The sequence below is a fragment of the Pseudomonas sp. LG1D9 genome (genome assembly GCF_002949995.1).
Taxonomy (GTDB): Bacteria; Pseudomonadota; Gammaproteobacteria; order Pseudomonadales; family Pseudomonadaceae; genus Aquipseudomonas; species Aquipseudomonas proteolytica.
This window is the reverse complement of record NZ_CP026881.1, coordinates 1,627,180-1,652,446: the sequence shown is the minus strand read 5'-3', so window position 1 is coordinate 1,652,446 and position 25,267 is coordinate 1,627,180. Positions and strand designations below refer to the sequence as shown.

The window sequence follows — 25,267 nt, the reverse complement described above, 5'->3', positions numbered from 1 at the left end:
TAGCAATTGAGATGCATTGCTATTTGCGCTCAATTTACAAAATTTACACTTCTGGGATTACGGTTTTTTACGGCTCATACGTCTGCCCGTCGGATCAGGGTTTTACAGCGTCAATAGTAATCAATACCATTGGCGCCCCTCTGCTCTCAGGTAACGCCTCATGCTGCTGCATATTCCCGGCCTGTTCTCCCGCGAAGAGGTGCTGCGCATCCGCGAAGCCCTGGAGCAGGCGGACTGGGCTGATGGCAAAATCACCGCCGGGCACCAGTCGGCCAAGGCCAAGCACAACCTGCAATTGCCGGAGGGCCATCCACTGGCCAAGGAAATCGGCGCAGCCATGCTCGATCGCCTGTGGCAAAACCCGCAATTCATGTCGGCGGCCTTGCCGCATAAAGTCTTCCCGCCATTGCTCAATTGCTATACCGCCGGTGGCAGCTTCGACTTCCATATCGATAACGCCGTGCGCCAGCCCAAGGGCAGCCCGGAGCGGGTGCGTACCGACCTGTCCTCCACGCTGTTTTTCAGCGACCCGGATGAATACGACGGCGGCGAACTGGAGATCCAGGACACCTTCGGCCTGCAGCGGGTCAAGCTGCCCGCCGGTGATATGGTCTTGTACCCCGGCTCCAGCCTGCACAAAGTCAACGCCGTGACACGTGGCGCGCGGTATGCCTCGTTTTTCTGGACCCAAAGCCTGGTGCGTGAAGACAGCCAGCGCACGTTGCTGTTCGAAATGGACGGCGCGATCCAACAGCTGACCCGCGATGTACCGGACCACCCGGCGCTGATCCAGCTCACCGGCACCTATCACAACCTGTTGCGTCGCTGGGTCGAGGTCTGAGCATGGCTTTTCACTTGCGCCGCGAAGAGCGTCTGGACGGCGAACAACTGCGCGCCATGCTCGACGAATCACCGGCCCGTGCGGCCCAGGCGATCCTGATGGCGGCGAAGGAGGGCGTACTCGATGCCCAGGCGCTATTGGGGCAAATCCTCTTGGACGGGCGCGGTATCGAACGCGACGAAGCACTGGCCCTGCGCTGGTTCCAGATAGCCGCACGGGGCGGCCACCTGATGGCGCGCAATATGTTGGGGCGTTGCCTTGAACATGGCTGGGGTTGCGTCGCCGATGAGCGGGCGGCTGCCGGGGAGTATCGTCTGGCCGCACACGCCGGGTTGGATTGGGGGTTGTACAACTACGCCAACCTGCTGGCCACCGGGCGCGGCGTGACGCAGGACCAACAACAGGCATTGGCCTGTTACCGCCAGGCTGCTGGCCTAGGGCACGCCAAGTCGATGAACCTGGTGGGGCGTTATCTGGAAGAAGGGCAGTTCTGCGCCCAAGATGTGCCCGCAGCGCGTGATTGGTATCGCCGTTCGGCTGAAGGTGGGGATTTTCGCGGGCAGTTCAGTTATGCGGCTGTGTTGGCAGACCAAGGCCTGGTCGAAGCGGCGCTGGAGTGGCTGCACAAGGCACTGGAGGGTGGCAATCTGAAGTTCTTGCGGGTGGCGCAGCAAGCGCTGGCTGCGGCGCATGATCCGCAGATTCGCGCCATGGCCGTCGCCTACCAACAACGTGAGGCGCAGCTTGAAACCCTGTAGGAGCGAGCTTGCTCGCGAAAATCGCTAACCATAACGCGCTCATTCAGAATGAACGCGTCGTCCTCGGGTTCTTCGCGAGCGAGCTCGCTCCTACAGTGGGCCGGTGTTAGACGTAGAAGGATTTCAGCGGTGGGAAACCGTTGAATTCAACTGCGCTGTAGCTGGTGGTGTACGCACCGGTGGACAACCAGTACAGGCGATCACCAATGGCCAGGTTCAGCGGCAGGCCGTACTTGTAGTTTTCGTACATGATATCGGCGCTGTCGCAGGTAGGACCGGCGATGACCACTTCTTCCATCTCGCCTTTTTTCTCGGTCCAGATCGGGAACTTGATGGCTTCGTCCATGGTTTCGATCAGGCCGGAGAACTTGCCCACATCCGTGTACACCCAACGCTCGACGGCGGTGCGCGATTTACGTGCAACCAACACCACTTCACTGACCAGGATCCCGGCGTTGGCGATCAACGAACGGCCTGGCTCCAGGATGATTTCCGGCAGTTCGTCACCGAAGTCTTCCTTGAGGAAGCGGATGATTTCCTCGGCGTAGGTTTCCAGGCTGTTGGTACGGGTGATGTAGTTGGCCGGGAAGCCGCCACCCATGTTGATCAGCTTGAGGTGGATGCCGTCTTCTTCTTTCAAGCGCTCGAAGATCACCTTGACCTTGGCGATGGCTGCGTCCCACACGCTGATATCACGCTGTTGCGAGCCGACGTGGAACGAGATGCCGTAGGGCACCAGGCCCAGGTCGCGGGCGAGGATCAGCAGGTCCATGGCCATGTCGGTCTGGCAGCCGAATTTGCGCGACAAAGGCCAGTCGGCCGTGGTCGAGCCTTCGGTGAGGATACGCACATACACTTTCGAACCCGGCGCGGCCTTGGCGATGTTGCGCAGGTCGGCTTCGGAGTCGGTGGAGAACAGGCGCACGCCTTTCTCGTAGAAGTAGCGGATGTCCTTGGATTTCTTGATGGTGTTGCCGTAGCTGATACGGTCGGCGCTGACGCCACGGTCCATGACCTTGTCCAGCTCGTAGATCGAGGCGATGTCGAAGCTCGATCCCTTGTCTTTCAACAGGTCGATGATCTCGACGGCAGGGTTGGCCTTGACGGCGTAGTACACCTTGGCGAATTCGAAACCGGCGCGCAGGTCGTCGTAGGCCTGGCTGATCATCGCGGTGTCGATCACCACGAACGGGGTTTCTTGCTTGTCGGCGAACGCCTTCATTTTGTCAAACGTGGCGCGCGCGAAATAGTCTTCGACATTGATCGACATGCTGGGAACTCCTAAGGGCAAACTGAAATTAACAATGGGTGCAAATGAACGTCCTCCGTATCCCCACTTTGGTTCGCCTACTTCCCAAGGCATGTCGCCGAAAGCAAAAAGGCCATGGGATAAGCTTCCCTTGGCCTTGCTGTCTCGTCGTCAGTACTTGAGCCGGATGGATCGTTTCCAGCATGGACGTTCGGCGCGAACTTTAGGGCGTGAGGGGCTTGAGATCAACTAAAAATGTCGCGTTTTTGCACGCGTTCGTCGCGAGGCGCAGTGCAGCTACTTATGTAACCGACCGGTGTGACGGATTGATGTTCCCCGGATGGGGCTGATCAGATGGATTTGCGGTGTATTCATCGCAGGCAAGCCAGCTCCTACAGGGATTGCATTCCAACTGTGGGAGCTGGCTTGCCTGCGATAGCGGTCTATCAGGCCAAGGCAGTCTCGGCAGGCGACACGATACTGGTCTTGCCCCCACGGGACTTGCCGGAGCTCAGGTACTCGGCAATCGACTCCTGGGTCACTTCACCCAAAAACACCCGCTCGGCATCCATCACCGGCAGCCACGAGCGGTTGAACTCGTACATGCGTGACAACAGGATGCGCAAGTGCTCGTCAAACGCTGCGGTGGCGTTGAACTCGCGCAGGTATTGGGCGCAGGTACCGGTCTGACGATGCAGGTCGCGACGTCGTACATAACCCAGCGCCTTGTTCTCGGCGCAAGTGACCACCACATAGCGGCGGTCATGCTCGTCCATCAATTCCAGGGCATCGGCTACCGGGGTTTCCGGGCTGACCGACGGGGCGTTGTCCGCCGCGTCTTCGGCCTTGACCAGCAGCAGGCGCTTGAGGGTGCTGTCCTGGCCGACAAAGTTGCTGACAAACTCGTCGGCAGGATGGGCCAGCAGAGTGTCCGGATGGTCGATCTGCAACAGCTTGCCGGCGCGGAAGATGGCGATCTTGTCGCCCAGCTTGATTGCTTCGTCGATGTCGTGGCTGACCATGATCACCGTCTTGTTCAGCGCGCGTTGCATCTCGAAGAACTCGTTCTGGATCATCTCGCGGTTGATCGGGTCGACCGCGCCGAACGGCTCATCCATCAGCAGCAGCGGTGCGTCGGCCGCCAGGGCACGGATCACGCCGATCCGCTGTTGCTGGCCGCCCGACAGTTCGCGCGGGTAGCGGTGCAGGTACTGCTTGGGCTCGAGCTTGATCATGCTCATCAACTCGCGGGCGCGGTCGTGGCATTTCTGCTTGTCCCAGCCCAGCAACTTGGGCACGACCACGATGTTTTCCTCGATGGTCATGTTGGGGAACAGGCCGATCTGCTGGATCACGTAGCCGATGTTGCGGCGCAGGGTCACTTCGTCGAGGTCGGTGGTGTCTTCGCCGTTGATCAGGATCTTGCCCGAGGAGGGCTTGATCAGGCGGTTGATCATTTTCAGCGTGGTGCTCTTGCCACAGCCCGAGGGGCCGAGGAATACGCAAATCTCGCCTTCATTGACGGTCAGGCTTACATCGTTGACGGCGGTGACAGTCTTGCCGTTGCTTTGGAAGGTCTTGGACAGGTTTTGAAGTTCGATCATTTGAGCAATCCTTTTGGAGTCAGCGAGCGTTGCAGCCATTGCAGAAGCAGGTCGGCGAAGATGGCCAGGAGACTGACCAGCACGGCGCCAACGATCAGCATCGACATGTCGCTGCGGCTGATGGAAGCCAGAATAAGTACACCCAGACCACCGGCGCCGATGGTGGCGGCAATGGTCATCACACCGATGTTCATCACGACGGCGGTGCGCACGCCGGCGAGGATCACCGGCACGGCGATGGGCAGCTCGACCATGCGCAGGCGCTGGCCGAAGGTCATGCCGATGCCTTTGGCGGCTTCACGAATGCCCGGCTCGACGCCGGTCAGGGCCAAGTAGGTGTTACGCATGATCGGCAGCAGGGAGTAGAGGAACACCGCGGTGATCGCCGGCATCGGCCCCAGGCCCTGGCCGAACTTGGAGTAGAACGGCAGCAGCAGGCCGAACAGCGCAATCGACGGCACGGTCAGCAACACCGTGGCGCTGGCCTGCAACGGGCCGGCCAAGGTCGGGAAGCGGGTCATCAGCACGCCCAGGGGCACGCCTACGACAATCGCGAGGATCACGGCGATACCGACCAGGGTGATGTGCTGCCAGGTCAGGTGCAGGACTTGGGCCCAATCAAGATGGGAAAAGGCGTTCAGGAATTCCATGTCTTCTCCTCTTTTAGTTGAGTGGGTGCTGGCGCAGGAAATCAGCGGCAACGGCGGATGGGCTTTCATGGTCGACGTCGACCCGCGCGTTCAGCTGGCGCATGGTTTCGTCGTCGAACAGCGCGGCCAGTGGCTTGAGGTCGGCGGCCAGTTGCGGGTGAGCATCCAGATACACCTGACGCACCACAGGCGCTGCGGTGTAGTCCGGGAAGTAATGCAGATCGTCTTCCAGCAGCTTCAACTTGAAGGCGTTGAGGCGTCCGTCAGTGGTGTACACCAGCCCGGCAAACACTTGGCCATTACGCAGCGCGGTGTAGACCAGGCCTGCGTCCATCTGCCGGGTGTTCTTGCGGGTGAGGTTCATGTCGTACAGCTTGACCATGCCGGCCATGCCGTCGGAACGGTTGGCAAACTCTGTGTCCAGGGCCACCAGGCGGTTTTCCTTGGTGTCCTCGGCCAGGGCCTTGGTCAGGTCGCTGATGCTGTTGACCTGCGGGAATTCCTTGGCCACGTTTTCTGGCAGTGCCAGCGCGTAGGTGTTGCTGAACTTCGACGGCGACAGCCAGACCAGGCCTTTTTTCGCGTCGAGTTCTTTAACCCTTGCGTAGGACTGTTCGCTGTCGAGCTTTTCGTCCACATGGTTGTAGGCCACCAGGGACACGCCGGTGTATTCCCAGATCAGGTCCAGTTGCCCGCTTTCCTGGGCGCTGCGCGCCAGGTTGCTGCCCAGGCCGCCGGTCACGCGAGTGTCATAGCCCTTGGTGCGCAGGTACTGGGAGGTGATTTCCGCCAGCAGGGTCTGCTCGGTAAATACCCGGGCGCCGATGCGGATCACCGGTTTTTCGGCGGCTTGCGCAATGCCTGCAAACAGCAGGACGCAGCCTAATATCAAGCTCAATTTTTTCATGTCGATTCCTTTACCCAGCCTTAAGACGGACGCAACCCGCGTTCCAGCCAGAGGCGGCTGGCCATGGTCACCAGACCGTCAAGCAGCAAGGCCAGCAGCGCGGTACACGCGGCGCCGAGCAGCAATTGCGGCTGATTGTTCAGGGCGATGCCGGGGAAGATCAGGCTACCCAGGCTGTTCGCACCAATCAGGAACGCCAGCGGTGCGGTGCCGACGTTGATTGCCAGGGCCACGCGCACGCCACCGATGATGATCGGCACGGCGTTGGGCAGTTCGACGCGAAACAACACCTGGCGCGGGGTCATGCCGATGCCGACGGCGGCTTCCTTCAAGGAACCCTGCACGTTTTTCAGGCCTTCGTAGGTGTTGCGCACAATGGGCAGCAAGGAGGCGAGGAACAGGGCGAAGATCGCCGGGCCGCTGCCGATGCCGAGGACGCCGAGGGCGATGGCCAGTACGGCCAGGGGAGGGACGGTGTTGCCGATGTTGAAGATCTGCATGAAGCGTTCTGCACGCCCGACCATGTTCGGTCGGCTAAGCAGGATACCGGCGGGGATGCCCACAACGAGGGCGGCCAGCATGGAGACTAGAACCAGGATCAAATGAGCTTGCAGGTAAAACAACAAATCGTCGCGGTACAGTTCGATCGTGTTGATGCCGATCCAGTGGACCAGCAGGGCCAGGAGAGCGACGACAACCACTCCTCCTATCAGCCCTTTGCCATAGCGAATAGCCACAGGCGGACTCCTTTTTTCTTTTGTCGGCGAACACATTTCCGAGCGGCAATGCCATTCCTGGCTGTCGGCGAATAGGGTCGCGAAAAGCAGCTCGCCAATACCGGCAACGCGGTATCAAATCGAGCCATGAGCGCAGCCTCGTCAGGCTAACTTGCTGATTTTTCAGCCCCTGTTACGAGTGCGGTAGCAGGGGAGTGGACGTCTCTACCTTTTAAAAGGTTCCATACTTGGCAGCATTTAGCCACCCCCAATGGGCTGAACGGTGGTCTGGCTCCCTGGGTTTGCGCTATACTCGCCGCCCTTTTTTGACTCACCTGCCAGGCGATTTCCCATGACCCACCAGGCCGCCGAAGTCGCGAAACGCCGCACTTTCGCCATTATTTCCCACCCCGATGCCGGTAAAACCACCATCACCGAAAAGCTCCTGCTGATGGGCAAGGCAATCGCGGTGGCCGGCACGGTGAAATCCCGCAAGTCCGATCGCCATGCCACCTCCGACTGGATGGAGATGGAGAAGCAGCGGGGTATTTCCATTACCACGTCGGTCATGCAGTTCCCCTATCGCGAACACATGATCAACCTGCTCGACACCCCGGGCCACGAAGACTTCTCCGAAGACACCTACCGCACCCTGACCGCGGTGGACTCGGCCTTGATGGTCCTCGACGGCGGTAAAGGCGTCGAGCCACGCACCATCGCCCTGATGGACGTGTGCCGCCTGCGTGATACGCCGATCGTCAGCTTTATCAACAAACTCGACCGGGATATCCGCGACCCTATCGAACTGCTCGATGAAATCGAAGCTGTCCTGAAAATCAAGGCCGCGCCGATCACCTGGCCGATTGGTTGCTACCGCGACTTCAAGGGCGTGTACCACCTGGCCGATGACTACATCATTGTCTACACCGCCGGCCATGGTCATGAGCGCACCGATGTGAAAATCATCGAGAAGCTCGACTCCGACGAAGCCCGCGCCCACCTGGGTGACGAGTACGACCGCTTTGTCGACCAACTGGAACTGGTGCAGGGCGCCTGCCACGAATTCAACCAGCAGGAATTCCTCGACGGCCAGTTGACCCCGGTATTCTTCGGTACCGCACTGGGCAACTTTGGTGTCGATCACGTGCTTGATGCTGTCGTGAACTGGGCGCCGAAACCCCTGGCGCGGGTTGCCAATGAGCGCACCGTAGAGCCGGTCGAAGAAAAATTCAGCGGTTTCGTATTCAAGATCCAGGCGAACATGGATCCCAAGCACCGCGACCGTATCGCCTTTATGCGTATCTGCTCCGGCAAATACGAAAAAGGCATGAAGATGCGCCACGTGCGCACCGGCAAGGACGTGCGCATCGGCGACGCCCTGACGTTCTTCTCTTCCGAGCGTGAGCAACTGGAAGAAGCGTTTGCCGGCGACATCATCGGCCTGCACAACCACGGCACCATCCAGATCGGCGACACCTTCACTGAAGGCGAAGCACTGGGCTTCACCGGTATCCCGCACTTCGCCCCGGAACTGTTCCGCCGCGTACGCCTGCGCGACCCGCTCAAGTCCAAGCAACTGCGCCAGGGCTTGCAGCAATTGGCCGAAGAGGGCGCGACCCAGGTGTTCTTCCCCGAGCGCAGCAACGACATCATCCTCGGCGCCGTCGGTGTGCTGCAGTTCGATGTGGTCGCCAGCCGCTTGAAAGAGGAATACAAGGTCGAATGCTCCTACGAGCCGATCACCGTGTATTCCGCGCGTTGGATCGATTGCAGTGACAAGAAGAAGCTGGAGGAGTTTTCCAACAAAGCGGTGGAAAACCTCGCCATCGACGGCGGTGGTCACCTGACCTACCTGGCGCCGACCCGGGTCAATCTGGCGCTGATGGAAGAGCGCTGGCCGGATGTGAAGTTCCGGGCGACGCGTGAGCATCACTGATAAAGAGAGTGTTTGGCGCTTCTGACAAATGGAGCGCTATCCACTGCTTATACCCTTGAACCCCCGCAGATTTAAACATCTGCGGGGGTTTGTTATATCCGGTATTTGAAAAAGTTCTGACAGGCCAGCAACTCAACAGCGTTACTGTCAGGTTTGACAGTAGACGCTCTATGGCAATCCTCCTATTTTCCTCAGCGTGAGGGTTCGCCCTCGTGAATGAACCATGAGCGGGAGGAAGGAATCATGTCGGATAAATCGAGCTTGGGCGTTGGTCAGTTGATACTTACGGATAATGGCCAACGTTTTGAAGCGGGTGGCGGCAATATGTATAGCGGTGGAAACTACATTGTATTGGTTGGGAATGCGGGTAGTGTAAGTGACGGTGGGAGTATTCAGTTGTGGTTTTATGATACTCCGGAATTGTGGGCGCTCAATATGCCTTTGGGTTCAAGTTGGAAGGCAGAATTTATTCCGCGTTCAGATCCGGGGCGCACATGGACAGCCAATGCGGGAACTATTAGTGCTGTGGTAAGCCAGCGTGATGCACTTGCAATCGTCTCATTCAAGTTTACTGCGCGATATCCCGGTGTGCCTTTTACTCACGAAATAGAAGGCTTTTGGCATTGCAAAGGGTTTAACGCTCTGACAAAGGACTCTGTATTCAAGGAGTGAGACACAGGCTGCGTAGGGTGGGTACTGATTGAACCAAACCTGAAGAAAGGGCGAAACCTCAAGGTTCCGCCCTTTCTTGTTTGACGACTAGAGTGTATTTGGCCCCACTCGCAGCTGTTTCAAGGAAAGCTCGGCACCCACCCGTACGGCTTCAACCTGCGCAATAACGGCATCTTTCACAATCGCTTCACCAAAGTCAGTCAGTTCTTGATTCTTGATATGTTCCACGCTGAGGTAGAGCAAGTGCAGGGCGACGTCCATGGCACTCTGGAAAGATACCAAGGTATTGTTCTGCCCTAGTTCCTCCATGACCGCTTCCCAGCGGCGATCCGATTCTTTCTGGATATTTTTGAACTCGTCAAATGTAACGTCATCATCTGCGTAGATAGCGGTCAGTAGGTTTTCCAAGGAGCGGGATATGGCGCGATACTTCATGAATGTCTACCTGTTGGTAAGAGGGAAGGCGGTAGACTTTAATCGCAGCTTATAGGGGGGGCAATATTAAAACGGAGGATGTTACATGTTTCGGAAATTGCGAATTTTTGAAGGGTTTTAATGCGATCTTTTTGTAGGGTGCTTCCACTGTTTTTGTTTTTTTTGATAAGCGGACTACAAATAAAGTTGAGTGAGCGGTAGTTCAAAAGCACCAGGAAACGTTGCGCCCAGTGTGCCGGGCGCAACGGTCATTATCAGAACGAAGCAGTCACCGACGCAAAGTAAGCACGCCCCGGCTCGTTATAGGTCTGTGCGCCCGCGTCATCCGCGTTGCCTTTGCGATACAGGCGCTTGTCCAGCAGGTTTTCGATGCCCACGCGCACGCTCAGGTTCTTGGTGAACTCATAACCACTGCTCAAGCCCATCAAGCCGTACGGGTCGACATCCTGCTGGGCGGTGCGATCGTAATTGTTGGCGCTACGGGAGTTGAGGGTGGGCGCCTCTTGCTTGCCGTAGTAGGTGCCGCTGACCTGGAACGACAGCTTGTCGGTGGCCTGCCAGTCGAGTGTGGTGTTGACCGTGTACTTGGGGATGATGCTCAACGGCTCGCCGGTGTCTTTGTCCTTGGAGTCGATCATGTAGGTCAGGTTGGTGTTCCAGTCCAGGTCGTCGCGCAGGGTCATGAACAGGTTGCCCTCGATGCCCTGGACCAATGCCGCGCCGCTGTTTTCCCATTGCAGCACGCGCCGACCACCGTCCAGGCGGAAGGCGGCCTGGTTGCTGGCGTTGATTTTGTTCTTGTAGTCATTGCGGAAATAGGTCGCGCTGGTGCGCCAGGTGCCTTTGTCGAAGGCCAGGCCGATTTCCTTGTTGACGCTGATTTCCGGTTTCAGGTCCGGGTTACCCACCAGGTAGCAGCCACCGGAGTTGGTTTCGCCGGCATTGCAGCCGTTGCCCCGGCTGTACAGCAAGTAGTTGGGGTTGGACTGGTACAAGTTCGGGGTCTTGTAGGCCCGGGCGATACCACCCTTGAGGCTCAGTTCATCGGTCAACTGGTGCGAGGCGTTGAGGCTCGGGCTCCAGTTGCCGCCGTACTCTTCATGGTTGTCGTAGCGCAGGCCGGGGGTAATGATGGTCTTGCTGCCGACTTCGATGTTGTCTTCGGCGAACAGCGCGTAACTCGACGCGGTGGTCTTGGTGCTGCTGCGGCTGACGCCCGGAATGCTGGGAACGCCGCCGGTGCCTGGGTCGTAGCTTTGGGGGCGCAGCGAGCCTGGGTCGTTCATCGACTCATAGAGGTATTCGCTGCCCAGGGTCAGGACTTGCTCAGTGCCCCAGCTCAGGGGCAGGTTGACCTCGGCGGTGGCGCGGGTGTTGCGCAACCGCGATTCGAAACGCCCGGCCGTGGCTGACGGCGCGCCCTCGCCGGAGCCCGCCAGGCCTTCGTTGAGGCGCTCGTTGCGGGTCAGGTCGTGGCTCAGCGAGGCCATGGTCGAACCCCAGTCAAACTCGCCGCGGTGGGTGGCGGAGAAGCTGCTGCGCTGGATCACGCTGGTTTCCTTGCCGACCAGGCTGTTAACGAAGGTGCCGCCGCCGTTGAGCATGGTGTCGCCGGCGAAGATATTGCCCTGGCGGCTGTAGCTGGCTTCCAGGTCCAAGGTTTGTTCAGGGGTGAATTGCCAGCTGAGCAGGCCGTTGACGTCCTTGTTGCGCACGCCTTCGCGGCCCGCTACCAACGAATCGGCGGTGGCCTGCTCGGCCTGGTTGATGTTGGAGTCGTCGGCATCGGTCTTGTTCAGGCCGCCGTAGACCCGGAACGCCAAGGTATCGCTCAACGGGCCGCTGAGGTTGAAGTTGGTGCGTTTGCTCATGCCTTCGGCGTCGTCTTCCGGCAGCGACACATAGGTGGTCAGCGAGCCGTGCAACTGGTCGGTCGGGCGCTTGGTGATGATGTTGATCACCCCGCCCATGGCGCCGGAGCCATAACGCGCGGCAGCCGGGCCACGCAGGATTTCGATGCGTTCGACTTCCTCGGCCGGCACCCAGTTGGTTTCGCCACGGGTGTCGCGATCGCCGCTCCAGCCGTAGCGCACGGCGTTGCGCGAGGTCGATGGCTTGCCATCGATCAGGATCAGGGTGTTTTCCGGGCCCATGCCGCGCAGGTCGATCTGGCGATTGTTGCCGCGGCTGCCGCTGGAGCTGTTGCCGGTCAGGTTGACACCTGGCTCACGGCGGATGATGTCCGACAGATCGTTGGTCGGTGGGCGCTTCTTGATGTCTTCGGCGGTGATGATCGACACGCCGGGAGCTTGTTTGAGCTCTTCGGCGGCGGTGCCCAGAATTCGTGTTTCGCTCAGTTCCAACGCTTGGGAGGTGCCATCGACTGGCAGGTCGCTCGCTTGCACCGGCACTTTGCCGTGTTCTCTTTCCTGGGTGTCCGCGAGCAGTACGGGGGAAGAAAGGGCGGCGATAAACGCCAGGGAGAAATGGCTGAGCCTGAATCGAGGTGACATGTCCGCAAAATCCTTTAGGGAAGGTGGCAACTGAGCGAGACGCACCAGAATTGCCTTCCAGCAGGATTCGGCGCGCTCTATGCGCCGGAATGCTATTCATTATCAAATACAAGTAAATGTCATTTACAACTTTTACACTTTGCCCAAGCCCCGATGCGGCCCCTAAAAACAAAAAAGCCCCTCCGGCCAGACTGATGCGCAATCTGGCGGGAGAGGCTGTACAACTCGGTATTACCGCGATTCCCTGTGGGAGCGGGCAAGCCCTCCAAGACGGTGGGTCAGCACCTCATTCAGTGGCTGACACGCCGCCTTCGCGGGCAAGCCCGCTCCCACACAAGCCGTCCCCACAGGGGTTTAGGCCACGAACTGCTCCGCGTGGTGGCAAGCCACCTGGCGGTTGTCCAGCTCACGCAGCAGCGGCTCTTCACTGCTGCAGCGCTCGGTCGCGTACGGGCAGCGCTTGTGGAAGGCGCAGCCAGGTGGCGGGTTCAGCGGGTTGGGCAGTTCGCCGACGATCTTGATCTTCGGCTTGTTCGGGTCCGGATGGATCGTCGGGGTGGCCGACAACAGCGCCTGGGTGTAAGGGTGCAGGGGGCGTGCGTAGATGTCTTCCTTGGGACCCACTTCCACCGGGCGGCCGAGGTACATCACCATCACGTCATCTGCCACGTGTTGCACCACCGCCAGGTTGTGGGAGATGAACACATAGGCGGTGTTGTACTGCTGCTGCAGATCCATGAACAGGTTGAGCACCTGGGCCTGGATCGACACGTCCAGCGCCGAGGTCGGCTCATCCGCCACCAACACCTTGGGCTGCAACATCATCGCCCGGGCCAGGGCGATCCGCTGGCGCTGACCACCGGAGAACATATGCGGGTAGCGCTGATAATGCTCAGGGCGCAAGCCCACTTGCTTCATCATCGCCTGGACTTTTTCCCGGCGCTCGGCGGCGGACAGGTTGGTGTTGATCAGCAGCGGCTCGCCCAGTTGATCACCGACTTTCTGCCGTGGATTCAACGACGCGTAAGGGCTCTGGAACACCATCTGCACGTCTTTGCGCAGTTGCTTGCGCTGGGCCTTGTCGGCGCCGGCGACTTCCTGGCCGGCGATTTTCAAGGATCCGGACGAGGGCTCTTCAATCAGCGTCAGCGCCCGGGCCAGGGTGGATTTGCCGCAACCCGACTCACCCACAACCGCCAGGGTCTTGCCGGCCTCCAGCTCAAACGACACGCCATTGAGGGCGCGCACGGTGGCGTGGCCCTTGAACAGGCCGCGGGACACTTCGTAGTGACGGGTCAGGTCGCGGGCGGTAAGAACGACGGCCATTACGCCACCTCCTGGTTCAAGGGGTAGAAGCAGCGCACAAGGCTGTGGGCTTGCGGGTCCAGGGTCGGACGGGTCAGGCGGCAGCTGTCTTGCACGTACGGGCAGCGCGGCGACAACAGGCAACCTTGTGGGCGGTCATAGCGACCAGGGACGATACCCGGCAACGTTGCCAGGCGCTCGGCACCCATGCTGTGTTCCGGGATCGCCGCCAGCAATGCTTCGCTGTACGGGTGCGCCGGTACGTCGAACAACCCCGGCACCTGGCCGACTTCCACCGCTTGGCCGGCATACATCACGCACACGCGCTGGGCGGTTTCTGCTACTACCGCGAGGTCGTGGGTGATCAGTACCAGGCCCATGTTCTGTTCTTTCTGCAGGGCCAGCAGCAGCTCCATGATCTGTGCCTGGATGGTTACGTCCAGCGCCGTGGTCGGTTCATCTGCGATCAGCAGCTTGGGCTCGCCGGCAATGGCCATGGCAATCGCCACACGCTGGCTCATACCGCCCGACAACTGGTGCGGGTAGGCGTCCATGCGGCTGGCAGCGCCGGGGATTTCGACTTTTTCCAGCAACTCGATGGCACGTTTGCGCGCTTGCTTGCCGGACATTTTCAGGTGCAGGCGCAGCACTTCTTCAATCTGGAACCCCACGGTATAGCTGGGGTTCAGCGCGGTCATCGGGTCCTGGAACACCATCGCCAAGTCTTTGCCGACGATCTGCCGGCGCTGGCGATTGCTCAGCTTGAGCATGTCCTTGCCGTCGAAGGTCAGCGAGTCGGCGCTGACGATGCCGGGATGCTCGATCAGGCCCATCAGCGCCATCATGGTCACGGATTTACCCGAGCCCGACTCGCCAACGATGGCCAGTACTTCGCCTTTGTCCACGGACAGGTCGAGCCCGTCGACCACTGGCACGGCAGTCTTGTCGCCGAAGCGCACATTGAGATTCTTGATTTCTAGCAGTGACATGGGAATCTCCTCACGCGGCATTCTTGAGTTTCGGGTCCAGCGCATCGCGCAGTCCGTCGCCCATCAGGTTGATTGCCAGCACGCTGAGCAAAATGGTCAAGCCAGGCAGGCTCACGACCCACCAGGCGCGTTCGATGTAGTCACGGGCCGAAGCCAGCATGGTGCCCCACTCGGGGGTTGGCGGTTGGACGCCAAGGCCGAGGAAGCCCAGGGCCGCGGCATCGAGAATCGCCGAGGAGAAGCTCAAGGTCGCCTGCACGATCAGGGGGGCCATGCAATTGGGCAGCACCGTGACGAACATCAGGCGCGGCAGGCCGGCACCGGCCAGGCGCGCGGCCGTCACGTAGTCACGGTTGAGCTCGCCCATCACGGCGGCGCGGGTCAGGCGCACATAGGATGGCAGCGACACAATGGCAATCGCGATCACGGTGTTGATCAGGCCAGGGCCGAGGATGGCGACAATCGCCACGGCCAGCAACAGCGATGGCAGGGCCAGCATGATGTCCATCAATCGCATGATGGTCGGGCCGAGCAGGCGCGGGAAGAACCCGGCGAACAGGCCCAGCAGGATCCCCGGAATCAGCGACATCACCACCGATGACAAGCCGATCAGCAACGACAGGCGCGAGCCCTGGATCAGGCGCGACAGCAAGTCACGGCCCAGTTCGTCGGTGCCCAGCAGGAACTGTATCTGCCCGCCTTCAAGCCACGACGGCGGGGTCAGCAGGAAGTCACGGTATTGCTCGCTGGGGTTATGGGGGGCAACCCACGGGGCAAAGATCGCACAGAACACGATCAGCAACATGAACAGCAGGCCGGCAACCGCGCCCTTGTTCTTGGAGAAGGCTTGCCAGAATTCTTTGTACGGCGACGGGTACAGCAGGCTTTGATCGACTGCTGACACTTGAGTAGGTGTGGTCATGGTCATGATCTCAGCGCTGGTGACGGATGCGTGGGTTGGCGAAGCCGTAGAGGATATCCACCACGAAGTTCACCAGGATCACCAGGCAGGCGATCAGCAGGATGCCGTTTTGCACCACCGGGTAGTCCCGTGCGCCAATGGCTTCGATCAGCCATTTGCCGATGCCGGGCCACGAGAAGATGGTTTCGGTCAGGACTGCACCGGCCAGCAGCGTGCCGACTTGCAGGCCGACCACGGTCAGCACCGGAATCAGCGCATTGCGCAGGCCGTGTACGAACACCACGCGTGCCGGCGACAGGCCTTTGGCCTTGGCGGTGCGGATGTAGTCTTCGCGCAGGACTTCCAGCATCGAGGAGCGGGTCATCCGCGCAATCACCGCCAGCGGGATGGTGCCGAGCACGATGGCTGGCAGGATCAGGTGGTGCAGGGCATCCCAGAACGCGTCCGGCTCATCGGCCAGCAGGGTGTCGATCAGCATGAAGCCGGTGCGCGGCTCGATGTCGTAGAGCAGGTCGATACGCCCGGAAACCGGGGTCCAGCCCAGGCTCACCGAGAAGAACATGATCAGGATCAGGCCCCACCAGAAGATCGGCATCGAATATCCCGCCAGGGAGATGCCCATCACCCCATGGTCGAACAGGGATCCTCGCTTCAAGGCCGCGATCACCCCGGCCAAGAGCCCGAGGATACCGGCGAACAACAGGGCGGCCATGGACAGTTCCAGGGTCGCGGGGAACAGGGCGCTGAACTCGGTCCAGACGCTGGTGCGGGTACGCAGGGATTCGCCGAGGTCGCCCTGGGCGAGCTTGCCGACGTAGTCCAGGTATTGCGCATACAAGGGTTTGTTCAAGCCAAGGCGTTCCATTGCCTGGGCGTGCATCTCGGGGTCGACCCGCCTTTCGCCCATCATGACTTCTACGGGGTCGCCAGGGATCATGCGAATCAACGCAAAAGTCAGCAACGTGATGCCGAAGAACGTTGGGATCAACAACCCCAATCGGCGGGCAATAAAACTAAACATCGTGGTATCTACCTCAATCAGCCGGTTAGGCAGGTCCGGCACCGTCAACGTCGACGGTGCCGAGCGTCTCTTATTACTTCACCTGGGTGGTGGCGAAGTTATTGTTGGTCAGGGGGCTTTGGGTATATCCCTCGACGTTTTTACGCATGGCGGTGAACATTTTCGGGTAAGCCATGGGGATCCACGGTTGGTCCTTGTCGAAAACGTCCAACGCTTGTTCATAGAGTGCGGCGCGCTCGGCGGGTTCAGCCACGGCGCGGGCCTTGTCGATCAAGCCCTGAAACTCTTCGTTACACCAGCGGGCGTAGTTTTCGCCGTTTTTGGCGGCATCGCAACTCAGGTTCGGCGTGAGGAAGTTGTCTGGATCGCCGTTGTCCCCGGCCCAGCCGGCAGAGACCATGTCGTGCTCGCCAGCCTTGGCGCGCTTGAGCATTTCGCCCCACTCCATGACCTTGATATTGACCTTCAGGCCAATCTGCGCCAGATCCGCCTGCATGCGCTGGGCGCCAAGCATCGGGTTAGGGTTGGTCGGGCCGCCGCCATTGCGGGTGAACAGGGTGAACTCGGTGCCTTCCGGCACGCCGGCTTCCTTGAGCAGGGCGCGGGCCTTGTCCAGGTCGCGGGCCGGGTTCTGCAATTTGTCGTTGAAGCCTAGCAGGGTCGGCGGGTAAGGACCGGTGGCGTCGATGGCATTGCCTTTGCCGTACAGGGATTGGTTATAGCCCTGTTTGTCGAACGCGATGTTGATCGCGTGGCGCACCCGCGCGTCGCTCATGTACTTGCGGGTGGTGTTCATCGCGGTGTAGGCGGTGGTCATCGCCGCCAGCTCCGAGACCTTAAGGTTTGGATCGGCCTTGATACTTGGCAGGTCATCGGGTTTTGGATACAGGGCGATCTGGCACTCATTGGCCTTGAGCTTTTGCAGGCGCACGTTGTTATCCACCGCGATGGCCAGGATCAGCGGGTCAGCGGGCGGCTTGCCGCGGAAGTATTCCGGGTTGGCCTTGAAGCGCACCTGGGCGTCTTTCTGGTAGCGGGTGAAAATGAACGGGCCGGTGCCGATCGGCTTGCTGTTGAGCTCGCCGGTCTTGTTGGCGGCCAGCAGCTTGTCGGCGTATTCGGCGGAATGGATGGCGGTGAACGGCATTGCGACATCGGCCAGGAACGGCGCTTCGGGGCGGGTCAGGGTGAAGACCACGGTGTGGTCATCGGTCTTCTCGACGCTTTTGAGCAGTTCCTTGAAACCCATGCTTTCGAAATAGGGGAAGCCGGTGGTGGACTTGTCGTGCCACGGGTGTTTCGGGTCCAGTTGACGCTGGAAGCTCCAGAGCACGTCGTCGGCATTCAGGTTGCGCGTCGGCTTGAAGTAGTCGGTGGTGTGGAACTTGACGTCATCACGCAGGTGGAAGGTATAGGTCAGGCCGTCCTCACTGATGTCCCAGGACTTGGCGAGTGCGGGCCTGATTTCAGTAGTGCCGGGCTTGAAATCCACCAGGCGGTTGAACATGGTTTCGGCGGCGGCATCGGCGGTGACGGCCGTGACGTACACGACCGGGTCGAAGCCTTCCGGACTGGCTTCGGTGCAGACCACCAGCGGCTTGGCCGAAATGCCCAGGGCCACACTCAGCAGTGCAGCGGTCATGGCAGCTTGTAACGGGAGCATTTTCATCGAAGAGCCCTCTGCGATCGATTCAACCACACAAATGTAGACGGCAGGCTCGTCCTGAGCCCGCCGTCTACCTGGTGCGAATTAAAGAATGTTGAATGGGACGGTGGTAACCAGACGGAATTCTTTGATGCTGCCGTCGAACTGGTTGACGCTGCCACGGTGTTCAACGTAGGTGGCACGAATCGCGGTGGCCTTGAGCGGGCCGCTCTGGACCGCGTAGGCCGCGCCAACACCGTATTCCTGGTGTTTCTCGCCGTCTTGAGTTTCGATGCCGGTGTAGGCGTAAGCGCCGTTGCTGTTACCGGTGTAGTGGGTACCGTCGATGCCCCAGCCGCGTGCGGAGTAGACGTTGAACTTCAGGCCTGGCACGCCGTATTCGGCCATGTTGATGGCGTAGGCGACCTGGAAGGATTTCTCGTTCGGGCCGTTGAAGTCCGACGTCAGGGAGTTGGCCAGGTAGATGCCGTTGGTTTCGTGCAGGTAGTCGAAGTACTCGTTACCGTTCACTTGCTGGTAGGAGAAGGTCAGGCTGTGAGCCTGATGCGCCAGGCCGAGGGACAGGGAGAAGGTATCGTTGTCGATTTCCCCCATCAGCTTTTTGCCTTCGTCGACGGTTTTGTAGTAGTTGAAGCCAGTGGTCAGGGCCAGTTGCTGGCTGTCACCCAACTCGTGGGTAGCGCCAAAGTAGTACTGGTTCCAGAAGTCCTTGACGTTGGCGCCGAAGACGCTGGTTTTCAGGCTCGCGAACGGCTGGTAGTTGGCGCCCAGGGTGTAGACCTTGTCGGTTGTAGCGCTGTTGGCGCCTTGTTGGCTGTACTCGCTACGGAACTTCGACAGGCTCTGCTCGGACCGTGGCGAGACGCGGTCAAACACGCCACCTTGGAACGACAGGTTGCTGAACTCTGCGCTGTTGAAGCTCACACCTTGGAAGCTCGATGGCAGGGGACGGTTGCCGATGGTGTCGACAATCGGCGTGCTGAAGTTCTGGCGGCCGGCGGTCAGTGTGGTGTTCGACACGCGGAACTGCAAGTTGGCCAGGCCCAGTTTGCTCCACTGGTCTACGGCATTGCCGTCAGAGTCAGCCAAGGTACGGTTGGAGCCGCCCTTGATATCGCGTTTGCTGCGGTCTAGAACCAGAGCGTTGTACACCGCTACTTCGGCCTTGACGCCCACAGTGCCCTGGGTGAACCCCGAGCTGGCATTGATGATGGTGCCCTGGACCCAGTTGGTACGGTTGCGGTCGGTCTTCGTTACACCGTGCTCTTTGTATTTGAAACTGCCCCCGCGGTACAGGTGTTCATTGGAGTACCAGTTGCGCGTACTGCCGCCCAGGCTGAAGTCTTCGATAAAGCCTTTGGCTTCGCTTTGGGCGCTGGCGCCGGCCAGTGTGGTTGGCACGAATTCCTGGCTTGCAGGTTCGGCGTAAGCGGTGGCGGTGATGCTGCTGATGGCCATGGCCAGTAGCACTTTGCTGCTCAATTTCATGGGTGGAGCTCCTTTGGTTCTCTTTTTTTATGCCGGCCTTATTAAGTGAGCCGGCTATTGGGTGTGTAACTCTTCAAGCTAGGGCAAACGTTTGCTGTAGGAGATTTCGCGAATTACAGCTGCACGTTTGCAGCAGAGCCAACTTCGCTCTGCGCATCCGGTTATTTTCTTATGGGGTAATACTGACGCCCGAGAACACGTTGCGGCCGAAGGGGCTCACTTTGAATCCTTCGACTTTGGTGCTTAACGGCTGGTTGACCGTCGAGTGGGCGACAGGCGTGATCGGCACCTGCTGTTTGAGCAGTTGCTGCGCCTGTTTGTACAGAACAGTCCGTTGTTCTCGGTCGGTGACGACCTTGGCTTGCTTGATCAGCTTGTCGTACGCCGGGTCACACCACATCGAGTAGTTGTTCCCGCCGATGGCGTCGCAGCTGTAGAGGGTGCCCAGCCAGTTGTCCGGGTCACCGTTGTCGCCGGTCCAGCCAATCAGGCTGATATCGTGTTCGCCGTTCTTGATGCGCTTGATGTACTCGCCCCACTCGTAGCTGACGATCTTGACCTTGAGGCCGATCTTGGCCCAGTCGTTTTGCAGCATCTCGGCCATCAGCTTGGCGTTGGGGTTGTACGGGCGCTGGACCGGCATGGCCCACAGGGTGATCTCGGTGCCTTCCTTGACGCCCGCAGCCTTGAGCAGTTCCTTGGCTTTTTCCGGGTTGTAGGCGGCGTCCTTGATGCTGTCGTCGTAGGACCATTGGGTCGGCGGCATGGCATTGACTGCCAACTGCCCGGCGCCCTGGTACACGGCGTTGAGGATGCTCTGCTTGTTCACCGCCATGTCCAGCGCCTGGCGCACTTCGAGCTGGTCGAAGGGTTTGTGCCGCACGTTGTAGGCGATGTAGCCGAGGTTGAAGCCCGGCTTGGTCAGCAGCTGCAGGTTCGGGTCGGCCTTGAGCGCGTCGACATCGGCGGGGCGTGGATGCAGGGTGACCTGGCATTCATTGGCCTTGAGCTTTTGTACCCGCACCGAAGCGTCGGTGTTGATGGCGAAAATCAGTTGGTCGAGCTTGACCTTGCTCGGGTCCCAATACTGTTTATTGCCGGCGTAACGGATCTGCGAATCCTTCTGGTACCGCTGGAACACGAACGGCCCGGTGCCGATCGGCTTCTGGTTGATGTCGCTGGGTTTGCCGGCCTTGAGCAACTGCTCGGCGTATTCAGCGGAGAGGATCGCCGCGAAGCTCATGGCGATGTTCTGGACAAACGCCGCGTCGACCGTATTGAGGGTCATCACCACGGTGTGCGGGTCGGTTTTTTCGACCTTGGCGATGTTCTTGTTCAGGCTCATCCCGTTGAAGTACGGAAACTCCGTGGGGTAGGCCTTGCGGAACGGATGGTTGGGATCAAGCATGCGGTTGAAGGTGAACAGCACGTCGTCGGCATTGAAATCCCGTGTCGGCTTGAATTCCTTGTTGCTGTGGAACTTCACCCCTTCGCGCAGATAGAAGGTGTAGGTCAGGCCATCGGGCGAAATATCCCACTTGGTCGCCAAGCCTGGTACGACACCGGTCTCGCCCTTTTCAAACTCAACCAGGCGGTTGTAGATCGGCTCGGCCACATCGTTGTCGGTGGCGGTGGTGTATTGCGCGGTATCGAACCCGGCCGGGCTGCCTTCAGAGCAGAACACCAGGCTTTTCTTCTCGCCAGCCTGGCCCATCGAAGCGACGGCCAACAGGCTGGTACCCAATATTGCAGATAGAACGGTGGTATGGCGCATGACGGTCCCCAATCCATGTTTATCGTTTTCGTCAGTGAACAGTCGCAACGCCTTACCTGGCATGGCGAAAGCACTGCTCCCATCCACAGCAAATGCCGTATCGGAACTGCGAGTTTGCCTACCTCGACGTTAGGGAACGCGGGCAAGGCAGTAAATGCGCAGAACCGGACAGACCTTGTAGGGATCGGACTTTACCCTTGCAGTCAGCTGCTGTAGGTCGGCAGCGCCTGCGAACGTAGTCCGATTCCTAAGGTCTTGGCGGATGCAATAACGGCGACGTTATGAAACGTCGCCGCCAAGGCGTCCTACTTGCTGACGCTCACCCCGTAGAAGGAATTCAAGCCAAATGGGCTGATCTTGAAGTCCTGCACGTTGTTGCGCATGGGTTGATACACCGTCGAGTGTGCGATAGGTGTCATGGGGACTGCATCTTTGAGGACGTGTTGCGCCTGTTTGTACAGTTCGGTGCGCTTGGCGACATCCGACGTGGCCTTGGCTTCTTTCACGATGCCGTCGAATTTCTTGTCACACCATTTGGAGAAGTTGTTGCCCGCCAGGGAGTCGCAGCCGAACAGCACGTTCAGCCAGTTGTCCGGGTCACCATTGTCACCGCTCCAGCCGATGATCATGGCCTGGTTTTCACCGCCCTTGGAGCGCTTGATGTACTCGCCCCACTCGTAGCTGACGATGTTGACCTTCAAGCCGATCTGCTTCCAGTCGTTCTGCAGCATCTCGGCCATCAGCTTGGCGTTGGGGTTGTACGGACGTTGGACCGGCATGGCCCACAGGGTGATTTCGGTGCCTTCCTTGACGCCGGCTTCCTTGAGCAACTCCTTGGCCTTGGCCACGTCGTGCGGGGCGTCCTTGATAGTCTCGTCATAGGACCACTGGGTCGGCGGCATGGCGTTGACCGCCAGCTGGCCTGCGCCCTGGTAAACCGAGTCGATGATCTGCTGCTTGTTGACCGACATGTCCAGGGCCTGGCGTACGCGCAGGTCGGCCAGTGGGTTGGCCGCCGTCTGGCCCTTGAGCACAGGCATCACGTTGTAGGCGATGTAGCCCAGGTTGAAACCGGCCTGGTGTGGCAGTTTCAGGGTCTTGTCTTCGCCCAGCGCCTTGAGGTCGGCCGGACGTGGGAAGAGGGTGACCTGGCATTCGTTCTTCTTGAGTTTTTGCACACGCACCGATGGGTCGGTGGTGATGGCGAAGATCAGGTTATCGATCTTCACGTCTTCAGGCTTCCAGTAATCCTTGTTGCCGGTGAAGCGGATGTTGGAGTCTTTCTGGTAGCTCTTGAACACGAACGGGCCAGTGCCCACCGGCTTCTGGTTGATGTCCTGGGGCTTGCCGTCCTTCAACAGTTGGGCAGCGTATTCGGCCGACTGCAGCGAGGCGAAGCTCATGGCCAGGTTCTGGATAAACGCGGCGTCCACGGTGCCAAGGGTGAACTTGACGGTGTGGTCGTCGATTTTCTCGATGTTCTTGATGTTGGTGTCCATCCCCATGTCCGTGAAGTACGGGAACTCGGTGGGGTAGGCCTTACGGAACGGGTCGTCTTTGTTGATCATCCGGTTGAAGGTGAAAAGCACGTCGTCGGCGTTGAATTCACGAGTCGGCTTGAAGTACGGCGTGGTATGGAACTTGACCCCTTCGCGCAGGTGGAAGGTGTAGGTCAGGCCATCTTCGGAAACGTCCCACTTGGTGGCCAGGCCAGGAATCACGGCGGTGCCGCCACGCTCGAACTGGCTGAGACGGTTGAACATGGTTTCGGCCGAAGCATCGAAGTCTGTTCCGGTGGTGTACTGGCCTGGGTCGAAACCCGCCGGGCTCCCTTCGGAGCAGAACACCAGATTAGTCGCCGCCTGGGCGAAAGGAGCAGCGGCCATTAAACCGGCGCTGACTAAAAACGGAATGACTGCGTGTTTAAGCATGTTGGCCTCATGATTTGTTGTCATTTTTGGAATTGAGGGCGACCTCGTGAGTCGGCCTGCGGATACTTATGCAGGCCCCATACCCATTGCAAGACGTTGAGAGGCAACAAGCGGCAAAGAGTGGTACGAACGTACAAGAATGTCGCATTCATATAATTTTCGACACAAATCTGCATTTTCGAGGTTTTTTTCGGTGCGCGAAGTGCACTAAATCGGCCCAGCCGAGGTGTCTGGCGCACTCGGTTGGGGCGTGATTGTTACTTATTCAGACTTACGCCATAGAACGGCGTCAGCCCAAACGGGCTGATTTTGAAGTCCTGGACTTCCTTGCGCAGTGGCTGGAAAACCGTCGAGTTCGCAATAGGCGTTATAGGTACTTGATCCTTAAGTATTTTTTGCGCCTGTTGATACCACTTGATGCGCTCGTCACGGTTGCTGCTGAGCTTGGCCTTCTGCACCAGTTGGTCGTACTGCGGGTTACACCATTTTGCATAGTTGCTGCCCTTTACCGCCGCACAACTGTAGAGCACCCCAAGCCAGTTATCGGGGTCTCCGTTGTCGCCGGTCCAGCCGTAAATCATCACATCGTGCTCGCCGTTTTTCGCGCGCTTTATGTATTCGCCCCACTCATAGCTGACGATATTGGCGGTGATCCCGACCTTGGCCCAATCCTGCTGGATCATCTGCGCCGACATTCGCGCATTGGGATTGGAGGCGCGCTGCACGGTCATCGCCCACAAGTTGATGGTGGTACCTGGTGCAACCCCTGCTTCTTTTAGTAGCGCCCGGGCTTTGGCCGGATCGTGCGGCGCGTCCTTGATGTTGGGGTCATAAGACCACTGGGCCGGAGGTAGCGCGTTTTGCGCCAATTGCCCGGCACTTTGGTACACCGCCTGGATAATCGCCGGCTTATCGATAGCCATGTCCAGGGCCTGGCGCACCTTGAGTTGATCCAGCGGTGGATGGGTCACGTTATAGGCCAGGAAGCCCAGATTGAAACCTGCCTGTTGCAGCACGCGCAGGTTGGGATCCTGCTTCATCACCTCTATATCCGAGGGGCGCGGATAGCCGCTGACCTGGCATTCGCCGGCCTTGAGCTTTTGCAGGCGCGACGCGGCGTCGGGGGTGATGGCGAATACCAGGTTGTCGAGCTTCACATCCTCAGGCTTCCAATACTGTTTATTGGCGACGTAGCGAATCTGCGAGTCCTTCTGGTAGCGCTTGAACACAAACGGCCCGGTGCCGACCGGCTTCTGGTTGATATCGGCAGCCTTGCCTTGTTCAAGCAACTGCGCGGCGTACTCGGCCGATTGCACAGAGGCAAAGCTCATGGCCAGGTTCTGCACGAAAGCGGCGTCGACGTTATTGAGGTTGAAGCGCACGCTGTGCTCGTCGAGCTTTTCCACGCTTTTGATCGTGGTGTTCAGGCCCATGTCGGTGAAGTACGGCGATTCGGACGGGTAGGCCTGGCGGAATGGGGTGTTGGCGTCCAACAGGCGCTGGAAGGTGAACAGCACATCATCGGCATTAAAGTCGCGGGTCGGTGTGAAGTACTCGGTGCTGTGGAACTTGACCCCGCCGCGCAGGTGGAAGGTGTAGGCCAGGCCATCCTCGGACACCTCCCAACGGGTCGCCAGTCCCGGCTCGACTTCGGTCCCGCCGCGCTTGAACTGGGTCAGGCGGTTGAACACGGTTTCGGCCGAGGCATCAAAGTCGGTGCCGCTGGTGTATTGGCTGGGGTCGAAACCGGCGGGGCTCGCTTCGGAGCAGTAGACCAGGGTGCTGGCGGCATGGGCCATGGGCGTCAATGCCAACAACCCCGCAGCGAGGAACAGCGTTTTCAAGGCGTTTTTTTCCATGGAGACCCCTGAGATGGCAGGTATATAAGGC

General features: G+C 59.4%; 20 protein-coding genes. 4 read left to right on the top strand and 16 right to left on the bottom strand.

Going from position 1 to position 25,267, the window contains the following annotated elements:
* Positions 1–160 precede the first annotated feature (160 nt).
* Both C5F71_RS07900 and C5F71_RS07895 read left to right on the top strand, forming a co-directional pair.
* Positions 161–841 (top strand): Fe2+-dependent dioxygenase, encoded by a 681-nt coding sequence (locus tag C5F71_RS07900; RefSeq protein WP_092238343.1) that lies wholly within the window; start codon positions 161–163, stop codon positions 839–841.
* 2 nt (positions 842–843) lie between these two features.
* Positions 844–1,599, top strand: coding sequence for a tetratricopeptide repeat protein (locus tag C5F71_RS07895; RefSeq protein WP_104910917.1), 756 nt, complete (start codon positions 844–846; stop codon positions 1,597–1,599).
* Between the two features lie 106 nt (positions 1,600–1,705).
* Here the strand turns inward: C5F71_RS07895 and C5F71_RS07890 are convergent, their stop codons facing one another.
* From C5F71_RS07890 to C5F71_RS07870, 5 genes are all read right to left on the bottom strand, one after another.
* Positions 1,706–2,869, bottom strand: coding sequence for a type III PLP-dependent enzyme (locus C5F71_RS07890; protein WP_032861941.1), 1,164 nt, complete (start codon positions 2,867–2,869; stop codon positions 1,706–1,708).
* Positions 2,870–3,294: 425 nt separating this feature from the next.
* A complete protein-coding gene (locus tag C5F71_RS07885; protein ID WP_104910916.1) occupies positions 3,295–4,452 on the bottom strand; it encodes a betaine/proline/choline family ABC transporter ATP-binding protein in 1,158 nt (385 codons plus the stop codon).
* Positions 4,449–5,102, bottom strand: coding sequence for an ABC transporter permease (locus C5F71_RS07880; RefSeq protein WP_027604864.1), 654 nt, complete (start codon positions 5,100–5,102; stop codon positions 4,449–4,451). Before C5F71_RS07880 ends, C5F71_RS07885 begins: the two co-directional genes overlap by 4 nt.
* Positions 5,103–5,115: 13 nt before the next feature.
* Entirely contained in the window at positions 5,116–6,009 is an 894-nt protein-coding gene (locus C5F71_RS07875; RefSeq protein WP_029291956.1) for a glycine betaine ABC transporter substrate-binding protein, read from the bottom strand.
* A 20-nt stretch (positions 6,010–6,029) separates the two neighbouring features.
* Positions 6,030–6,782 (bottom strand): ABC transporter permease, encoded by a 753-nt coding sequence (locus C5F71_RS07870; protein ID WP_262375158.1) that lies wholly within the window; start codon positions 6,780–6,782, stop codon positions 6,030–6,032.
* Positions 6,783–7,077: 295 nt separating this feature from the next.
* Here C5F71_RS07870 and C5F71_RS07865 point away from each other — a divergent pair, with 295 nt between their 5' ends.
* The gene (locus C5F71_RS07865) at positions 7,078–8,661 is read left to right on the top strand and encodes a peptide chain release factor 3 (protein ID WP_029291952.1); all 1,584 of its coding nucleotides are present in this window, start codon (positions 7,078–7,080) and stop codon (positions 8,659–8,661) included.
* Positions 8,662–8,904: 243 nt separating this feature from the next.
* Positions 8,905–9,333 carry a hypothetical protein gene (locus C5F71_RS28890; RefSeq protein WP_133714612.1) on the top strand — a complete coding sequence of 143 codons (429 nt, stop codon included), beginning with the start codon at positions 8,905–8,907 and terminating at the stop codon, positions 9,331–9,333.
* 87 nt (positions 9,334–9,420) lie between these two features.
* Here C5F71_RS28890 and C5F71_RS07860 read toward each other — a convergent pair whose 3' ends face one another.
* The 11 genes from C5F71_RS07860 to C5F71_RS07810 form a co-directional block, all read right to left on the bottom strand.
* On the bottom strand, positions 9,421–9,768 hold the full coding sequence (locus C5F71_RS07860) for a hypothetical protein (protein WP_104910915.1): 348 nt from the start codon (positions 9,766–9,768) through the stop codon (positions 9,421–9,423).
* 254 nt (positions 9,769–10,022) lie between these two features.
* Positions 10,023–12,281, bottom strand: a complete 2,259-nt coding sequence (locus C5F71_RS07855) for a TonB-dependent siderophore receptor (protein WP_104910914.1) — start codon at positions 12,279–12,281, stop codon at positions 10,023–10,025.
* A 354-nt stretch (positions 12,282–12,635) separates the two neighbouring features.
* On the bottom strand, positions 12,636–13,607 hold the full coding sequence (locus tag C5F71_RS07850) for a peptide ABC transporter ATP-binding protein (protein WP_029291946.1): 972 nt from the start codon (positions 13,605–13,607) through the stop codon (positions 12,636–12,638).
* The gene (locus C5F71_RS07845) at positions 13,607–14,575 is read right to left on the bottom strand and encodes an ABC transporter ATP-binding protein (protein ID WP_104910913.1); all 969 of its coding nucleotides are present in this window, start codon (positions 14,573–14,575) and stop codon (positions 13,607–13,609) included. The genes C5F71_RS07850 and C5F71_RS07845 overlap by 1 nt, the downstream gene beginning before the upstream one ends.
* Positions 14,576–14,585: 10 nt before the next feature.
* A complete protein-coding gene (locus C5F71_RS07840; RefSeq protein ID WP_029291943.1) occupies positions 14,586–15,497 on the bottom strand; it encodes an ABC transporter permease subunit in 912 nt (303 codons plus the stop codon).
* Between the two features lie 10 nt (positions 15,498–15,507).
* A complete protein-coding gene (locus tag C5F71_RS07835; protein ID WP_032860135.1) occupies positions 15,508–16,518 on the bottom strand; it encodes an ABC transporter permease subunit in 1,011 nt (336 codons plus the stop codon).
* Between the two features lie 73 nt (positions 16,519–16,591).
* Positions 16,592–18,187: an ABC transporter substrate-binding protein gene (locus C5F71_RS07830; protein ID WP_092238316.1), complete on the bottom strand. Its 1,596-nt coding sequence runs from the start codon at positions 18,185–18,187 to the stop codon at positions 16,592–16,594.
* Positions 18,188–18,268: 81 nt separating this feature from the next.
* On the bottom strand, positions 18,269–19,672 hold the full coding sequence (locus C5F71_RS07825; protein WP_104910912.1) for an OprD family outer membrane porin: 1,404 nt from the start codon (positions 19,670–19,672) through the stop codon (positions 18,269–18,271).
* A 169-nt stretch (positions 19,673–19,841) separates the two neighbouring features.
* The gene (locus tag C5F71_RS07820) at positions 19,842–21,446 is read right to left on the bottom strand and encodes an ABC transporter substrate-binding protein (RefSeq protein ID WP_104910911.1); all 1,605 of its coding nucleotides are present in this window, start codon (positions 21,444–21,446) and stop codon (positions 19,842–19,844) included.
* 305 nt (positions 21,447–21,751) lie between these two features.
* Positions 21,752–23,377 carry an ABC transporter substrate-binding protein gene (locus C5F71_RS07815; RefSeq protein ID WP_104910910.1) on the bottom strand — a complete coding sequence of 542 codons (1,626 nt, stop codon included), beginning with the start codon at positions 23,375–23,377 and terminating at the stop codon, positions 21,752–21,754.
* Between the two features lie 257 nt (positions 23,378–23,634).
* The gene (locus C5F71_RS07810) at positions 23,635–25,236 is read right to left on the bottom strand and encodes an ABC transporter substrate-binding protein (RefSeq protein ID WP_104910909.1); all 1,602 of its coding nucleotides are present in this window, start codon (positions 25,234–25,236) and stop codon (positions 23,635–23,637) included.
* Between the last annotated feature and the right edge of the window lie 31 nt (positions 25,237–25,267).

Bases quoted from the DNA above. Each gene is read 5' to 3' on its own strand.
- C5F71_RS07835 (WP_032860135.1), bottom strand. From the start codon at position 16,518: ATGTTTAGTTTTATTGCCCGCCGATTGGGGTTGTTGATCCCAACGTTC.
- C5F71_RS07870 (WP_262375158.1), bottom strand. From the start codon at position 6,782: ATGTGTTCGCCGACAAAAGAAAAAAGGAGTCCGCCTGTGGCTATTCGC.
- C5F71_RS07900 (WP_092238343.1), top strand. From the start codon at position 161: ATGCTGCTGCATATTCCCGGCCTGTTCTCCCGCGAAGAGGTGCTGCGC.
- C5F71_RS07815 (WP_104910910.1), bottom strand. From the start codon at position 23,377: ATGCTTAAACACGCAGTCATTCCGTTTTTAGTCAGCGCCGGTTTAATG.
- C5F71_RS07855 (WP_104910914.1), bottom strand. From the start codon at position 12,281: ATGTCACCTCGATTCAGGCTCAGCCATTTCTCCCTGGCGTTTATCGCC.
- C5F71_RS07860 (WP_104910915.1), bottom strand. From the start codon at position 9,768: ATGAAGTATCGCGCCATATCCCGCTCCTTGGAAAACCTACTGACCGCT.
- C5F71_RS28890 (WP_133714612.1), top strand. From the start codon at position 8,905: ATGTCGGATAAATCGAGCTTGGGCGTTGGTCAGTTGATACTTACGGAT.
- C5F71_RS07840 (WP_029291943.1), bottom strand. From the start codon at position 15,497: ATGACCACACCTACTCAAGTGTCAGCAGTCGATCAAAGCCTGCTGTAC.
- C5F71_RS07875 (WP_029291956.1), bottom strand. From the start codon at position 6,009: ATGAAAAAATTGAGCTTGATATTAGGCTGCGTCCTGCTGTTTGCAGGC.
- C5F71_RS07885 (WP_104910916.1), bottom strand. From the start codon at position 4,452: ATGATCGAACTTCAAAACCTGTCCAAGACCTTCCAAAGCAACGGCAAG.
- C5F71_RS07850 (WP_029291946.1), bottom strand. From the start codon at position 13,607: ATGGCCGTCGTTCTTACCGCCCGCGACCTGACCCGTCACTACGAAGTG.
- C5F71_RS07830 (WP_092238316.1), bottom strand. From the start codon at position 18,187: ATGAAAATGCTCCCGTTACAAGCTGCCATGACCGCTGCACTGCTGAGT.
- C5F71_RS07890 (WP_032861941.1), bottom strand. From the start codon at position 2,869: ATGTCGATCAATGTCGAAGACTATTTCGCGCGCGCCACGTTTGACAAA.
- C5F71_RS07880 (WP_027604864.1), bottom strand. From the start codon at position 5,102: ATGGAATTCCTGAACGCCTTTTCCCATCTTGATTGGGCCCAAGTCCTG.
- C5F71_RS07825 (WP_104910912.1), bottom strand. From the start codon at position 19,672: ATGAAATTGAGCAGCAAAGTGCTACTGGCCATGGCCATCAGCAGCATC.
- C5F71_RS07865 (WP_029291952.1), top strand. From the start codon at position 7,078: ATGACCCACCAGGCCGCCGAAGTCGCGAAACGCCGCACTTTCGCCATT.
- C5F71_RS07895 (WP_104910917.1), top strand. From the start codon at position 844: ATGGCTTTTCACTTGCGCCGCGAAGAGCGTCTGGACGGCGAACAACTG.
- C5F71_RS07810 (WP_104910909.1), bottom strand. From the start codon at position 25,236: ATGGAAAAAAACGCCTTGAAAACGCTGTTCCTCGCTGCGGGGTTGTTG.
- C5F71_RS07820 (WP_104910911.1), bottom strand. From the start codon at position 21,446: ATGCGCCATACCACCGTTCTATCTGCAATATTGGGTACCAGCCTGTTG.
- C5F71_RS07845 (WP_104910913.1), bottom strand. From the start codon at position 14,575: ATGTCACTGCTAGAAATCAAGAATCTCAATGTGCGCTTCGGCGACAAG.